Here is a 14665-nt window from a genome sequence, read left to right as displayed (position 1 = left end):
TCTCGCGAAGAACGATAAGTCGGCTCAGGCGTTGAGACGGCAACGCCGCAACAAGCCGCAGGCGATGCTGCGATCGCTGAACGCGGCAGCGATTGTACGCGAGTGAGGTCTCCATGATTGCACTTCCTTATGATTATTTCCTGATCGCCTGGTTCGTCATCGCGGCCGCCTCCACAGCGTACGTTGCATTCGACCAGTTCAACGGCAATCCCGAACCGACGGTCATGAAGTGGGGCTTCATCCTCGTCACGCTCTACATGGGGCCGTTCGGCCTACTGATCTACGTGCTGGCGGACAAAGAGCCGCATCCTGGTGAGCACGAGCAGTTCACGTCGCCGCTCTGGAAGCAGGGGATCGGAAGCACCATCCATTGCGTCGCCGGCGATGCCACGGGGATCATCCTCGCGGCCACAATAACGGCGCTCATGGGCCTTCCGATGTGGATCGACCTGATCGTCGAGTACGTTGCCGGGTTCTCGTTCGGCCTCTTCATTTTCCAGTCCCTGTTCATGAAGAAGATGATGGGCGGAACGTACTGGGAGAACGTGCGCAAGAGCTTCATGCCCGAGTTCATCAGCATGAATGCCATGATGGCGGGAATGGCGCCGACGATGAGCTTTCTGATGATGGGCCGCGACATGCGCGCCATGGACCCACTTGAACTGGTGTTCTGGGGCGTGATGTCGTTGGGAGTGATGGTCGGGTTTGCGACGGCGTATCCATTCAACGTCTGGATGGTGAAGAAGAAGATCAAGCACGGTCTGATGACCGAGCGGGTCGGGGACGCGGCATCGCGGACGCATCACGAAGGGCATGAGGAGCAGCATGATGCCGGACATCACGGCGGCGGAATGCAGCATGGCGGCGGTCACCGGATGGACGGCGAGGCCACCGTCCCGCAGTTGGTGGCATTGGCCGGGGTAACCTCGTTTCTTCTGATCTCCGGAATGGTGGTGCCGGGATTTTCGGTGAACTTGGGCCTGAGCGCCCGCGACGTCGATGCCTCCATCATGCCGCCGGGCATGATCAACACGTTCGACCTTCCGGGCGAGGCCATGAAGGACATGGCCGCGGTGAAGCCACGACAGGTTACCTACATTGCTCCGCGCGATGCAAAGGGCGACCAGGTGCTGCAACCGCGGATTGAGAACGGCGTCAAAATCTTCGACATCGAAGCCTCTATCATCCGCTGGAACATCCTGCCCGACGTCGCGGTCGATGCCTACGCCTACAATCATCAGGTGCCGGGCCCCCGACTACAGATGACCGAGGGAGATCACGTCCGCATCAACTTCCACAACAATCTTCCGGAATCCACCACCGTGCACTGGCATGGCCTGATCGTACCCAACGAAATGGATGGTCCGGCGAAGATCACCCAGGATCCGGTGCCCCCGGGCGGGTCCTACACTTACGAATTCACGGTTGGACAAAGCGGCACGTACTTCTATCACAGCCACGATCATCCGGATCGGCAGCAGGCGCTCGGACTCTACGGCGCGCTGCTGATCGCGCCCAAGGACCCCAGTGCCGAAGTCAAGGCCGACCTCGATTACACGATACAGCTACAGGAATGGCTCAAACGCGAGTGGCTGACCTATCCGGCCATGCTAATGGAGGGGGCGTTGCCGAACTATTTCACCATCAACGGCAAGGCCTATCCATCCACCGACACGGTACCGATGAAGGTCGGTCAGACCATCAAGCTGCGATTCATAGGCACCAACAACAATTTCGTGCACCCGATGCATGTCCACGGTGGGCCGTTCGAGGTCGTTGCCGTCGATGGTGTGACTCTTAACGAAAGCGCCCGGTATCAGGCGGACACCGTCAACGTCGGGCCGGGCCAGCGTTACGATGTCGTCTGGACGGCCCGCAAACCCGGCAAATGGCTGGTGCATTGCCATATCCCGCATCACACGGCGAACAACAATGTCGAGCAGCAGGGCGGCGGAGGCCTGATGCTCGTCCTCGACGTGAAATGAGCTTCCGCTTCACCGCAACAGGAAAACAAATGTCGAAGACTTCAACGGCCATGGGATTGATCGCAGTAATCTTTTCAAGCGGAATAGCTCTTGCTCATCCGCAACTCGAGGCGTCCGAACCTGCTGCTGGCGCAACGACGTCGTCGCCCAAGCAGATCAGGATCACTTTCAATGAAGTGGTGATACCCAAATTCTCCGGCATCGAAATCAAGGACAAGGCGGGTCGGACGATCACGACCGGGAAGTCTACGGTCGATCCGGCCGACAAGAAGCGATTGGTGGTGCCGGTCAAAGAGGAATTGTCTTCCGGCGAGTACAAGGTCGATTGGCACGCAGTCTCGGACGATACCCATCGCGTCAAGGGGACCTATTCGTTCAGCGTGACCCGCTGATGATCGAGGTCGGACTCATCATCGCGCGGCTCCTGCATTATGCAACGACGATCACCCTCGCGGGGCTGTCGTTGTTTCCGCTTTATGCGTTTGCGGGAGCCGAACCTGAAGTCTTGAGTCACTGGCGGCAAAGGTGGCTGTTGTGGACCGCCGTTGCAGCGTTGTTGAGCGGCCTCTGCTGGTTCGCGTTTACGGCCGCAAACATGAGCGGCAGCATGAACGATCTCGCCGATGTGGAGACGGTTTGGGCGGTCGTCCACGACACGGGTTTCGGTCACGTCTGGACGCTGCGCATGCTCCTTGCCGTCCTCACGGTTGGCGTGGCGGCATGGGGTATCCGTTCGAAGGCGGCGGCGCATCGCCTCAATTGGATGATGCCGCTCCTGGCCGCGCTTCTTTTGACATCTCTGGCCGGAACGGGTCACGCCCAGATCGAGGAAGGGTGGGCAGGCGTCATTCACGTTGTTGCCGACGCCGCGCACCTTCTCGCCGCTGGGGCTTGGCTCGGCGGTCTCATTCCGCTGGCCCTGATCCTGCATCGTTACCTTGGGACGGACCTGAACGTCGGACCGAAGGACATGGATCGAATTCTGATGCGGTTCTCCGGCACGGGATATATCGCGGTTGCCACCTTGATTGGGTCGGGCCTCGTCAACAGCTGGTTCCTGGTCGGATCGTTGTCCGGATTGAACACGCCGTACGGCCAAATCCTTCTCGGGAAGCTTGCCCTGTTCGGTGGAATGCTCGCGCTGGCGGTCGCAAACCGGTTCTGGCTCGTGCCGTCGATGCGCAACGTCCGGACAGACGCGGCCGAGGAATTGGCAATGTGGTCTGCAAGGCTGCGCAACCATGTGCTCGGAGAACAGGTCTTGGGGTGGATGGTTCTCCTGGCGGTAAGTATCCTTGGCACGATGCAGCCGGCCGTGGTCGGGCCGTGACAATGGATTCACGCAAAGGGATCGGCGATGAAGGCGATAGGCTTGGAAGGAGGATCAAGATGAACACATCTGACGTATCGCGGCGGAGCGCACTCGGAATTGGCGCGGCGGCATTGATGTCTCCGACGGTTTCCGTGGCCGCACAAAGCCCTGTCATTCGTGTCCACAAGGACCCGAATTGCGGCTGCTGCACCGGTTGGGTGCGCCATCTCGAATCCGCGGGATTTCACGTCACGGTTCAGGAAGAGAGAAACCTTCAGGACATCCAGAAGCGTCTTGGCGTCCCGGCCGACCTGGCCGCATGCCACACGGCCGAAGCGGGCGGATATGTCATCGAGGGACATGTTCCGGCGGCGGCCATCCAGCGTCTGTTGAAAGAACGCCCCGCTGCTACGGGCGTGGCGGTTCCGGGAATGCCGGTGGGGTCGCCCGGCATGGAGGGCGGCACACTTGAACGATACGCCGTCGTTCTCTTCGGGCCGGATGGTCGGCGTACCTTCATGGAGTTCGAAGGCCTGCGCCCCGTCGGTTGATTTAATCGCCCTGGGATTGCTCACATAAAATCCGTTCAGGCAACGACGTCAATTTTGCGCGGGTTCAAGGGAGCGTCGACGATATCGGCACCGATCGTTTGACGCCCCGAGTATGATCGGATGTCTCTGAATGGGTTCATTGATCTGAACGTCCGAATCCAAGAAATCCCGGACGTGTGGAGCGTCGACTCCGTTGTTCATTCGGTTGCAAAAACGGTTGGCGCCGTCCCATCCTTGGCGACGGCATAAATCGTAAACGGTCCTCTCTTCTGGCCCACCATGCCCGGAGACCCGGTCGGCATCCCCGGCAGGGTGATGCCAGCGATCGCGGGCCTTTCGGTCAGCAGTTTCCGGATCGTCTTGACCGGCACATGTCCGTCAACGACGTAGCCATCGATAAACATGGTATGACACCCCTGCAAGTTCTCCGGGATCCCGGCGTTGAGACTGATCTGGGCGAGGTCATTGGTGGGCTTGACGTCCACCGCAAATCCGTTCTCGCGCAGATAGGCAGCGTAGCCGTCGCAGCAGCTGCAATCGGGATTTTTGTACAAGGTGGCATGGAGCGTCTCCGCACGAGATGTCAGCGGCAATCCGACCAGCGCGGCGGCCGTCGTTAAGCAAAAGATTCGTCTGTTCATGGTCGCTCTCCTCTTTCGGGATTTCATCTCACGTCCAGGACGGACATCATTCCCGACACCTGATGGTCCGTGATATGACAATGCAGCATCCACTTGCCGGGATTGTCGGCGACAAAAGCGACATCGACGTTGTCTTTCGGCGCCATGAGCACGGTGTCGCCCCACTGACGGTGCGGAACAGGGGTCCCGTTCCGGCGCAACAATTTGAAGCTGTAGCCATGCAGGTGCATCGGATGCCACCACGCGGTCTTGTTCTGCATCTTCAATATGATGCTCCGTCCCCGAGGCAGCGTCAGGAGTGAGGGCATGCTCGCTTGGCCGTCTCCGATCATGGAGTGGCCATTGATGCTCCAACTCGCGTCGTGCGCCATTCCGGACATGCCGCCCATGCCATGCATCATCCCGCCGCCCATCATCCCGCCTTGCAAGACGATCTGATGCGGTTCGGCGCCCTGAAGATCCGGTTCGGGCAGGGGATTGCCCGGAAGCGGGACGTCGTTGTCGTCGCGCGCGGTGCGCAACGCTGCGTTTGCACTATAGTTGAGATGGGTGACCGTATAGGCGAGATTCTCGTAGAAATCGTCGCGGACGGCATAATGATGGCCGGGCTTTCCTCGCAAATTGAGCACAATGTCGATGCGCATCGCTGGCCCCAGTAAGAGCCGGCCGTTGGGGGGCTGGTGCGGTTGGCAGGGCTGGCCGTCAACGGCGATGATCACCGGACGGTGGCCTTCGAAACGAAGCGCCATGATGCGCGCAAGCGCGCCATTGATCAGCCGCAGGCGGATCCGCTCCCCGGCGTGGACTTGTTCGCCGCTCGAAATAGCGCCGTTGACCGTAACGGTGTTGCCGACACGACCGGACATCGCGGCTTCCATGGCGTTGCCAAATCCGGATGCAATCTGCGCATCCGTGGTGAGCCGCCAATCCGCGAACATCCAGACCAGATCGCGATCGACCGGATAACGTTCCGCCTCCTCGACAATCAATGGACCAGTGAGGCCCCGGCCGAGTTGCTGCAAGCTGTTGCTGTGTGAGTGGTACCAAAATGTTCCGGCGTCCGGCGGCGTGAATTTGTACGTGAAGGTTTCGCCAGGAGCGATCGGACGCTGCGTCAAGCCCGGGACGCCGTCCATGTTGTTGGGAAGCCGTATGCCGTGCCAATGGACCGTCGTCTCTTCCGACAGACCGTTGCGCACGTTGATACGAACAGGCTCGCCCTGACGGACTCGGATCTCCGGACCCGGAATGCTGCCATTGTAGCTCCAGACCTCCGTCCAGGGACGCGATGCGCCCAGGATCGGTGACTGCGCGCTCGCTGCGGTCAGGTTGTACTCGGCGCAGGGTGCTTCAGCGCGTCCGGAGCGCGGCAAGAGTCCGGCGGCGGCGGCGCCAGCACCCGCCAGCAAAAACGCGCGCCGATCAACAATTGGACTACCGAGTGAAGACATTGCAAATCGGCTTTCCATAAACGCGGCGTCCCGTACCGTGATCGGGAAGGGAGGTGCTTCGTCAACACCTCCCTCGTTGTGGCGGACCGGATCCAATTCGTTCCGTCCGCCACGTTCGTCAGGGCATCGGCATGATCGATTGGACGGTATAGGTGCCGCCGGAGCCGCTCAGGGTGAAATTGACCTTGTCGCCGGTCTTCACCTTCGCGAGATCGACCGACGGAGCAACGGCGAACTCCATCTTCATGGCGGGCCAGTTGATGGCGGGAATCGGACCGTGATCGAAGGTGATCTTGTGGTCGGCGGCGTTGAGCGCCGTGATCGTGCCGGTGGCGGTCGCGGTCGTCGCCGCCTTCGCGTCGCTCATCGGCGGCATCTTCTTCATGTCGGACATGCCCGCGCTTCCCTGAGCGAACGCGGCTGCCGCCGGCAGCGTCAGTGCCGCGCCGAGCAGCGCGGCGGTCATAACTCCGGCACGGCTGGCCCGGTGATGGCTGTCGATGAAATGCATGGATACTCTCCTGTTCTGGTGTGACGGTTGTTGAGCGCAGGGCTCGGAACGAATGAACCGATCCCACGAGGATGGTCCTCGCGCCCATTGCCGCCGTTTCCGGCGCGCAATTCTTGTGTGGCCGCTCGGCGTCACTGCACGTTCTCCGCACGATGCAGGTCGAGCTTCGGCGTCGAATCCCGCCGCCGGCCGCCTTTCTCTTCGCCGTCCTGCGGCGCTGCGGGCAACCCGAATCCCTTGACGACCGCAAAGATCGCGGGAATGACCACGAGGGTCAGCACCGTCGACGAAACCATGCCGCCGATCATCGGCACGGCAATGCGCTGCATGACCTCCGAGCCGGTCCCCGTGCTCCAGAGAATCGGCACCAGGCCCGCCATGATCGCGACGACCGTCATCATCTTGGGCCGCACCCGGTCCACCGCGCCGACCATGATCGCGTCGTACAGATCGGCGCGCGTGAAAGGCTCGCCCGTGGCCGCGCGTTCCGCCTTCAATTCGGCCATGGCCTGTTCGAGGTAGATCAGCATGACGACGCCAGTCTCGGCGGCGACGCCGGCCAACGCGATGAAGCCGACGGCGACCGCGACCGACATGTTGAATCCCAGCGACCACATCAACCAGATGCCGCCGACCAGCGAGAACGGCAGCGACAGCATCACGATGAGGGTGTCTGCCAGTTTCCGGAAATTCAGGTAGAGCAGCAGAAAGATGATCAGCAAGGTGACCGGTACGACGATCTTGAGCCGCGCCTCGGCGCGCTGCAGATACTCGAACTGTCCGCTCCAGGACACGTAATATCCCGGTGGAAACTTTACCTTCTGCGCGACCGCCTGCTGTGCCTCGGAGACGTAGCCGCCCAGATCACGACCGGTAATATCGACGTAGATGTAAACCGCGAGTTGACCGTTCTCGGTGCGAATCGACGTGGCGCCGCGGGTCAATTTCACGCTGGCGACCTGGCCGAGCGGGACGCTCCCGCCGGACGCCAACGGCACCTGGACATCGGTGCTGATCGTTTGCGGGCTGGAGCGCAACGCACGCGGATACCGAATATTGACGGAATAACGTTCCCGGCCTTCGACCGTCGTGGTGACCGTTTCACCGCCGAGTGCCGTCGAGATCACGTCCTGGATATCACTGATCGTCAGCCCGTAGCGGCCCAACGCCAAACGATCGGGGATGATCTCCAAATAGTATCCGCCGATCACGCGCTCGGCGTAAGCGCTTGAGGTACCCGGCACCGATCTGACCACCCCTTCGACTTCGCGGGCGATCTTCTCCATTTCCGCAAGATCCTTGCCGAAAATCTTGATCCCGACGGGCGTGCGGATTCCGGTCGACAGCATGTCGATGCGGGCGCGGATCGGCATCGTCCACGCATTCGACACGCCCGGAAACTGGAGCGCCTTGTCCATCTCGGCCTTGAGGCTGTCGATCGTTACGCCAGGCCGCCATTCCGACTTCGGCTTCAAATTGATGATGGTCTCGAACATTTCGGTCGGCGCCGGATCGGTCGCGGTCGAGGCGCGGCCCGCTTTGCCGTAGACCGATGCAACTTCGGGAAACGACTTGATGATGCGATCCTGGGTTTGCAAAAGCTCAGCAGCTTTGGTGATGGACAGCCCCGGCAGCGTCGTCGGCATGTACATCAAGGTGCCTTCATTGAGGCTCGGCATGAACTCGCTACCGAGTTGGCGGGCGGGCCAGATCGTCACCGCAAGCGCAACCAGCGCAAGCATGATCGTCAATGTCTTGGCGTTGAGAACCCACCGGATCACCGGTCGATAGACCCAGATCAGGAACCGGTTCACGGGATTCTTATGTTCCGAGATGATCCGCCCGCGGACGAAGACGACCATCAGGGCAGGCACCAACGTGATCGAGAGTAGGGCGGCCGCGGCCATCGAAAATGTCTTGGTGTAGGCGAGCGGCCCGAACATGCGTCCTTCCTGGTCCTCCAGGGTAAAGATCGGCAGGAACGCGACGGTGATCACCAGCAAACTGAAGAACAGCGCCGGTCCGACCTCGCTCGCCGCATCGATGAGGATTTGTGCCCGCGGCGTGCCGGGCTCCGCGCGCTCCAGGTGCTTGTGCGCATTTTCGATCATGACGATCGCCGCGTCGATCATGGCGCCGACCGCGATGGCGATGCCGCCAAGGCTCATGATGTTGGCGCCGAGTCCCATGAATTTCATGGCGGCGAAGGCCATCAGGATGCCGACGGGAAGCATCAGGATGGCGACGAGGGCACTGCGCAGGTGAAGCAGGAAGACAAAGCAAACCAAGGCAACGATGATGCTCTCTTCGAGCAGGGTACCCTTGAGTGTTTCGATGGCCGCTTTGATCAGTTCGGAGCGATCATAAACCGTGACGATGTCGACGCCCTTGGGCAGGCTTGAGGCAATCTCCGTAAGACGCGCCTTGACGTTGTCGATGACGGTGAGGGCGTTGGCGCCAAAGCGCTGCAGTGCGATGCCGCTGACGACCTCGCCGTCGCCGTTGAGTTCGGTAATTCCTCGCCGCTCGTCGGGACCGAGTTCGACGCGAGCAACGTCCCGCAATCGAAGCGGAGCCCCCGCGTCGGTCTTCAGCACGATATTTTCGATGTCTTCGATGCCTCTCAGATACCCGCGGCCGCGGACGACGAATTCAAACTCGGACAGTTCTACGGTGCGCCCGCCGACATCCATATTGCTGGCCCGAACGGCACTGCGGAGCTTGTCCAGGGAAATGCCCTGGGCGCGCAGTTTTTGCGGATCGACGACGATGTTGTACTGCTTGACGAAGCCGCCGACGCTGGCCACTTCCGCGACGCCTTCGGCTTTGGAAATGCCGTACCGGATGATCCAGTCCTGGACCGACCGCAGTTCGGCGAGGGTCATGTTCTTGGCCACGACGGCGTATTGATAGACCCAGCCCACGCCGGTTGCGTCGGGCCCAAGAGTGGGTGTCACGCCGTTAGGAAGCCGGCGCGCTACGGTGTTGAGATATTCCAGCACGCGACTTCGGGCCCAATAGGGGTCGGTGCCGTCCTCGAAGATAACGTAGACGAAGGACACGCCGAAAAACGAGAAGCCCCGCACCACCTTCGATTTCGGCACCGTCAGCATCGCCGTGGTCAACGGATAGGTCACTTGATCTTCGACGACCTGCGGCGCTTGCCCGGGATATTCGGTGTAGACGATCACCTGCACGTCGGAGAGGTCGGGGATGGCATCGAGCGGCAGGGTGCGCAGCGCATAGATGCCCGCCGCGATCGCGAACACTGTCCCGATCAGGACGAGCATCAGATTTCGCGCCGACCAGGCGATCAGGCGGGCGATCATTTCGATTTCTCTCCGTCTGTAAATGCCTGCAAGGCCGATTTCAGGTTGCTTTCGGCATCGATCAGGAAGTTGGCGGCAACGACAACGCGATCGCCTTCGCCGACGCCTTCGCGGATCTCAGTGTAGTCCTCGCCGTGCGTGCCGACCTTGACTTCACGCGGCTCGAAACGGCCTTCGCCTTTGTCGATGAAAACGATCTGCCGGGCTCCGGTATCGATCACCGCGCCGTTGGGTACCGCGACGACGGGCTTTTCCGCACCCGACGCGATTTCAACGTCGGCGAACATGTCGGGAAGAAGCACGTCGTCCGGATTGGGTAGTTCGATACGTACCTTGGTGGTGCGCGTCTCGGTGTTGACCTGGGGATAGATCAAGGCGACTGATCCCTTGAACTCCCGACCCGGCAGGCTCCGGACCCTGATCGTCGCAGCCGCGCCGATCTTTACGGCATCGATATCCTGTTCGGCGACGTCGGCGATGATCCAGATTACAGACGTGTCAGCCAACCGAAACAACACGTCGCCGGGCATCGCCCGCATGCCCTCGACGGCCGTTCGCTCCAGAATCACGCCGTCGCGCGGAGCCGTCCAGGTAATGGTCAGCGGGACCGTTTTGGTGCGATCGATCTCGGCGATTACGTCGGCGGGCACGGCCAGGTTTTCGAGTCGCCGCCGCGCGCCCTCGATCAGTTGCTTGCGTCCCGCGAGATTGGCAGTTCCAGCGCTGTCCCCGACGATGGAGAGATATTGGGCGCCGGCGGATGCCACATCCGGGGAATAAAGCTTCAGAAGGGGCTGTCCCTTGGTGACATGATCGCCTGTCGTGACGTTCTCGACGCTTTCGATGAATGACTGGGCTCGCAGCGAGATTACCGCCACGCGCCGCTCATCGAGCTTGATCGTTCCGGGCGCGCGGATGGGCCGCGTCACGGTGCGCAGAGCGGCGGGCTCGGAGCGCACGCCGGTGCGCTGCAATTTGCCTGGTGAAATCTGGATTGTGGAGGCGTCGTTCTGGCCTTCATAGACGGGGATGTAGTCCATCCCCATCGAGTCCTTCTTCGGAACGGGAGAGGTGTCAGGGAGACCCATCGGATTGCGATAGAAGAGAATACGCTTGGCCCCGGAGTTTGCGTCCTGGGTCGGCGTTGCAGCTTCGACGGGCTTGGCGGGCTGGGATCCGAGGAGGGCTGCGACACGAAGCGGGACCCAGCCAGGCAACGTTTGGTTAGAGTGGCCGAGTCGATAGCCAACTCCCAGCATTGCGACGAGTGCGCTTGTAGCAAACGCAACGAGCACGATCCGTTTCGCGGTCGATCTTCCGGTTTGGGCGCGGGGCCTCACGTATCCATCCTCGAATGGACGGTGTTCGGTCAACTTATCCATCAGTAGTGTACCCCTTGCACTGCTGCGGAATGCCGCAACTGAACCTGATTGCGTCTTTCCGGCAGAAACGATGTCAGCCCGGGAAGCGATCGCAAGCGGGTCGCCCGTTTCTGGCGATCCCTCCGTACCCGACCGCAAGCGGGTCGCCCGTTTCTGGCGATCCCTCCGTACCCGACCGAGCCGTGCTCGGCCGGGCACATCAGTCCACCGGTCGAAGATCGTACAAACGAACCACCGATTAGATCGCACCGGACACCGGACCGGTTACAGGCTCACGGCGATGTGAAAGACCCACTTGAATGGTCATTCGATGCCCCGAAAGCCGATTGATGCCGAGGCCGAACGATTCATGGACGCCTTTCCGAATGCAAAGTTCATCGATTGGCATGATGATCGGACGGCGGCTGTTTCAGCCGTGACGGTCTTTTTGCTTCGGTGCATCTTGCTTGTCGTGACGCTCGTTGCTGGCCTTCATCATTTGATTGCAGCTTTCCATCATCTGCTGCATTTGGCTCATCATGCCCATCATTCCCTGCATGCCTTGTGAGCCGTTGCCCATCATGGGTTGATTGGTTTCCGTCGGCGTCTTCGGTGGCGTGGACGTTTCGTCCGCCTGGACGGCGGCGGAAGCCGCTAACGACGCAATCAATGCGAGCGGGATGAGAGTGGTGATCTTCATTTTGTTGCCTTTCTAAAGAATGGCGCGCGTCGGTGGTGAACGCGGGCTGCGGTGCGGTTTGGAGTAGATTGCGACGCTTCGCGTCGCTCGCATCCCGAGGCATTGTTGCCACGAGAACATAGGTGCAGGGCGCACATGGCCAGACAGGGGAGGACTGGCAGGAGGAATGGCAGGGCACCTGATACCACGAGCCACCGCCAGTTGAACGCGATTCCGGCAAGCAACGCCGATGCAGCCAAGACCAGCCACAGCGTACGGCTGCGAGAATCAAACGTGCCAAGCATTCGGCGTTGGACGTCCAACGTTGGCATTAACATGGTCACCGTCGCGTCTTCCCGATCGTTCATGCACTATGCACCCACGTCTTGGCGCTCACCCTGGAAAGCGAGCGTCATCTGTTAGTTCGGGAAAAGGGTGCGTCCGGTTACAAGCTCACGATCTCGTGAGATCAGGCAGCCGACAGGAGTCCATCGGCATCAACGAACCCGAGGTCAGGTATCGTCTTCGCACTTACGTCCGCCGATGGCACGGCTTCCCGTCTCGAGATGAAGCCGATCTGGAATCCAAACACGCAGCCGATCTTGTCGAGGGTTCCGCGGGTCGGATTCGCGCCGCCTTCGGGAGTTCCGCGACCTGACGGATGGTCCGTCGATTTACCAACGCAGCAATTTGGGCCCGAGCACGGCGCCGGTGACCGTACATAAAACGATTGTGCCACCATACCAGAGCGCAATGAAGGGAAGCAGGTCATCCATGCAATGCAAAGCGTAGGCGGTTGCGCTGACGCCGCCCGCGACGAGTCCTGCAAGCGCGCCGGTGCGGACCAGGTCCGTAGGCGCGGCGCGGCGAACCGCCGACATGATGGCGGCGAACGGCACGACCGCGACCGTCGGGATGGCGATCAGACACTCAAGCCAATAGCTGCCGAATACCATGGTCTCCCAGTGCGACCGCGGTGCCGTGGCCAGACTGATCGCCGCGATGATCATGGCCGCGAGAAACGGCAGGACGGTGAGGGCGAACCGGACCCGGAATTCGCCGCCGGGACGGATGTACTTGACCAGGTAATGCGAGGCCAAAATCACGACCGACAAACTGAAGGCCAGTTTTGCGACCAGGAAGACTTGGGCGTGCATCTCGTTGAGGTCGGTGCGAACGCCGAGGACAAAAACCACCGCCAGCAGGGATGCCGCGGCGCCAACCAAGATTGCAATCCGGACGTTCCGGACAACTTCCCGCGTATCGACCGGGTCGACCTGCGAACTGAGCATGGAAATCAATTCATTGGTTTTCACGCTTTGGTCTCCCGTGCAATCAATGCGGTGAGGATCTTCAGCCCTCGGTGAATGTTGACCTTGACGGCGGATGGCGACATCCCGCTACGATCGGCGGCCTCGGCCACGCTCAGGCCGTCGAGCTTCACGTATTGGAGCGAAAGTCTCATTCGTTCCGGTAACCTCTCAAAGAGCTTGGCGAGATCGAGTTGGCTTTCAGCGGCGGCGTTGTCGTCGGATGCCAGGATGTATTCGGCGTTTTCCAATGGCACGTCCGCCGTCGTGGTCCTGGTGCGCCGCAAATGGTCGATCAGCTTGTAGCGGGCAATGGCGTACACCCACGGCGTCAGCGGCTGCTCCGGATCGTAGGTGTGACGTTGCGTGTGGATGACGATCAAGGCTTCCTGCACGAGGTCTTCAGTTTCCTCGGCCGGGCGTCCGGATCGCAAAAGTCTGCTCTTGTAGTAGCTCCGCAGATGTCCGCTCAAAGCCGTCAGCAGCGATCGATGCGCGATGGAGTCGCCTTGGAGGCTCGCCGTCATGAGCGCTTTGAGGTCGGACTCCTTCGTCATTTCTCCCTCTTTGAATTCGAATGAAGAATGCCCACGGTTACACTCTCACGAGATCGTGAGGCCCGCGCGGCGCGAAAGCCATGCTCAATCGCGAAGTGGGGGTCGGATGGAAATGCGTCCATTGATCAAACCGTTCGGACTTCAAAAACTCTGCTGGGAGTATAGCTTGCATCTGACTGCGCGCGGGTTGCGGATTCGCAATGTCTCGGGCCGTCAGATGAACCGTTAGCGACCTACGTTAACACCATCTTCCATCTCACAGGCCAAGTCAGGCGACTACGTGGCGCCCGACCGACTTCGGCACCGAGCGAAAGCTGCTGATCCGGCGTCAGTCGGGACGGCGGGTTGAATGCAGGTGTGGATGCGAAGTCGGCCGGAAATGATACCGTTCCGTCCGATCTCCCAACCTCTTTCCTTTCCCGCAACTTCCGTCTGCGCGGCGAGGAATTCAACCGCGCTCACATAGTCGTGACCTGTAACCGGCGCAGCTTCGTTTCCGAATTCATTCATGTGCGGTCCATTCAGGATCGGACGGCTGAGGAATCGTGGGAGGTAAAAATGTGCAGATCAAGCCTGGTTGCATTGTTGTCGTTGTTATTGGTCGCTTCAGCATCGCCAAGCTTTGCGCGCGCGACCGGGACCGAGGCACGCTTGGGTCCTCAGAGGACCTCGACCGCGGAGCAGATGGCACCTGTGATGCCCCGCACCGATCGGGCCGCTGCTCCACGTCCGCGCCCGAAAACTTGCAACTATCGCGGAGGACCCAAAACGGGTATCTGGTCGTGCGAATAATTTTCCCGGCCTCACAAGGGCAAGGCCACCCGCAGCACGGGGCGGGCTGCCTGACTGCTCCGCGAAGTGCAATCGATCGGTCCGATCCCGATAAAGAGACCTACGTCTTTTTTGAGAACGTGCGGCAGCGCCGCGCAGGGGATCAAACCAATGCGATGGGATCATCGCATCGGGTCTTAACGATCG

At 60.6% G+C, this 14665-nt stretch carries 12 protein-coding genes; 4 read left to right on the top strand and 8 right to left on the bottom strand.

Annotated features, from left to right (window positions below; translation table 11 throughout):
* The first annotated feature begins 113 nt into the window (after window positions 1-113).
* Genes AC1RKJ_RS22465 through AC1RKJ_RS22450 form a run of 4 tightly spaced genes read left to right on the top strand, consistent with a single transcriptional unit; the run spans window position 114 to window position 3848 of the window.
* On the top strand, window positions 114-1985 hold the full coding sequence (locus tag AC1RKJ_RS22465; protein ID WP_043855043.1) for a DUF4396 domain-containing protein: 1872 nt from the start codon (window positions 114-116) through the stop codon (window positions 1983-1985).
* Window positions 1986-2014: 29 nt separating this feature from the next.
* Window positions 2015-2377 (top strand): copper homeostasis periplasmic binding protein CopC, encoded by a 363-nt coding sequence (gene copC / locus AC1RKJ_RS22460; RefSeq protein WP_043855042.1) that lies wholly within the window; start codon window positions 2015-2017, stop codon window positions 2375-2377.
* Window positions 2377-3315 carry a copper homeostasis membrane protein CopD gene (gene copD, locus AC1RKJ_RS22455; RefSeq protein ID WP_492793267.1) on the top strand — a complete coding sequence of 313 codons (939 nt, stop codon included), beginning with the start codon at window positions 2377-2379 and terminating at the stop codon, window positions 3313-3315. The genes copC and copD overlap by 1 nt, the downstream gene beginning before the upstream one ends.
* 59 nt (window positions 3316-3374) lie before the next feature.
* Complete coding sequence (locus AC1RKJ_RS22450) at window positions 3375-3848, top strand: DUF411 domain-containing protein (RefSeq protein ID WP_043855048.1); 474 nt, start codon at window positions 3375-3377, stop codon at window positions 3846-3848.
* 197 nt (window positions 3849-4045) lie between these two features.
* On the opposite strand, the gene AC1RKJ_RS22445 is transcribed toward AC1RKJ_RS22450, so the two are convergent.
* The 8 genes from AC1RKJ_RS22445 to AC1RKJ_RS22410 form a co-directional block, all read right to left on the bottom strand.
* Entirely contained in the window at window positions 4046-4489 is a 444-nt protein-coding gene (locus AC1RKJ_RS22445; RefSeq protein WP_043855047.1) for a DUF411 domain-containing protein, read from the bottom strand.
* Between the two features lie 23 nt (window positions 4490-4512).
* Window positions 4513-5940 carry a multicopper oxidase family protein gene (locus AC1RKJ_RS22440; protein WP_043855040.1) on the bottom strand — a complete coding sequence of 476 codons (1428 nt, stop codon included), beginning with the start codon at window positions 5938-5940 and terminating at the stop codon, window positions 4513-4515.
* A 118-nt stretch (window positions 5941-6058) separates the two neighbouring features.
* A complete protein-coding gene (locus tag AC1RKJ_RS22435) occupies window positions 6059-6451 on the bottom strand; it encodes a copper-binding protein (protein ID WP_298276172.1) in 393 nt (130 codons plus the stop codon).
* Window positions 6452-6582: 131 nt separating this feature from the next.
* Window positions 6583-9780 carry an efflux RND transporter permease subunit gene (locus AC1RKJ_RS22430; RefSeq protein ID WP_298276175.1) on the bottom strand — a complete coding sequence of 1066 codons (3198 nt, stop codon included), beginning with the start codon at window positions 9778-9780 and terminating at the stop codon, window positions 6583-6585.
* Complete coding sequence (locus tag AC1RKJ_RS22425; RefSeq protein WP_043855037.1) at window positions 9777-11162, bottom strand: efflux RND transporter periplasmic adaptor subunit; 1386 nt, start codon at window positions 11160-11162, stop codon at window positions 9777-9779. Before AC1RKJ_RS22425 ends, AC1RKJ_RS22430 begins: the two co-directional genes overlap by 4 nt.
* Before the next feature lie 409 nt (window positions 11163-11571).
* The gene (locus AC1RKJ_RS22420) at window positions 11572-11841 is read right to left on the bottom strand and encodes a hypothetical protein (RefSeq protein WP_043855036.1); all 270 of its coding nucleotides are present in this window, start codon (window positions 11839-11841) and stop codon (window positions 11572-11574) included.
* Between the two features lie 653 nt (window positions 11842-12494).
* Window positions 12495-13136 (bottom strand): NrsF family protein, encoded by a 642-nt coding sequence (locus AC1RKJ_RS22415; protein WP_043855035.1) that lies wholly within the window; start codon window positions 13134-13136, stop codon window positions 12495-12497.
* On the bottom strand, window positions 13133-13687 hold the full coding sequence (locus tag AC1RKJ_RS22410) for a sigma-70 family RNA polymerase sigma factor (RefSeq protein ID WP_043855034.1): 555 nt from the start codon (window positions 13685-13687) through the stop codon (window positions 13133-13135). Before AC1RKJ_RS22410 ends, AC1RKJ_RS22415 begins: the two co-directional genes overlap by 4 nt.
* Between the last annotated feature and the right edge of the window lie 978 nt (window positions 13688-14665).

Source organism: Afipia sp. GW822-FHT04G07, from assembly GCF_058800765.1.
The sequence above is the reverse complement of the archived record's forward strand: the minus strand, read 5'-3'. Positions and strand labels throughout refer to the sequence as shown.

Bases quoted from the DNA above. Each gene is read 5' to 3' on its own strand.
- AC1RKJ_RS22425 (WP_043855037.1), bottom strand. From the start codon at position 11,162: ATGGATAAGTTGACCGAACACCGTCCATTCGAGGATGGATACGTGAGG.
- AC1RKJ_RS22440 (WP_043855040.1), bottom strand. From the start codon at position 5,940: ATGTCTTCACTCGGTAGTCCAATTGTTGATCGGCGCGCGTTTTTGCTG.
- AC1RKJ_RS22420 (WP_043855036.1), bottom strand. From the start codon at position 11,841: ATGAAGATCACCACTCTCATCCCGCTCGCATTGATTGCGTCGTTAGCG.
- AC1RKJ_RS22445 (WP_043855047.1), bottom strand. From the start codon at position 4,489: ATGAACAGACGAATCTTTTGCTTAACGACGGCCGCCGCGCTGGTCGGA.
- copD (WP_492793267.1), top strand. From the start codon at position 2,377: ATGATCGAGGTCGGACTCATCATCGCGCGGCTCCTGCATTATGCAACG.
- AC1RKJ_RS22430 (WP_298276175.1), bottom strand. From the start codon at position 9,780: ATGATCGCCCGCCTGATCGCCTGGTCGGCGCGAAATCTGATGCTCGTC.
- AC1RKJ_RS22410 (WP_043855034.1), bottom strand. From the start codon at position 13,687: ATGACGAAGGAGTCCGACCTCAAAGCGCTCATGACGGCGAGCCTCCAA.
- AC1RKJ_RS22450 (WP_043855048.1), top strand. From the start codon at position 3,375: ATGAACACATCTGACGTATCGCGGCGGAGCGCACTCGGAATTGGCGCG.
- copC (WP_043855042.1), top strand. From the start codon at position 2,015: ATGTCGAAGACTTCAACGGCCATGGGATTGATCGCAGTAATCTTTTCA.
- AC1RKJ_RS22435 (WP_298276172.1), bottom strand. From the start codon at position 6,451: ATGCATTTCATCGACAGCCATCACCGGGCCAGCCGTGCCGGAGTTATG.
- AC1RKJ_RS22465 (WP_043855043.1), top strand. From the start codon at position 114: ATGATTGCACTTCCTTATGATTATTTCCTGATCGCCTGGTTCGTCATC.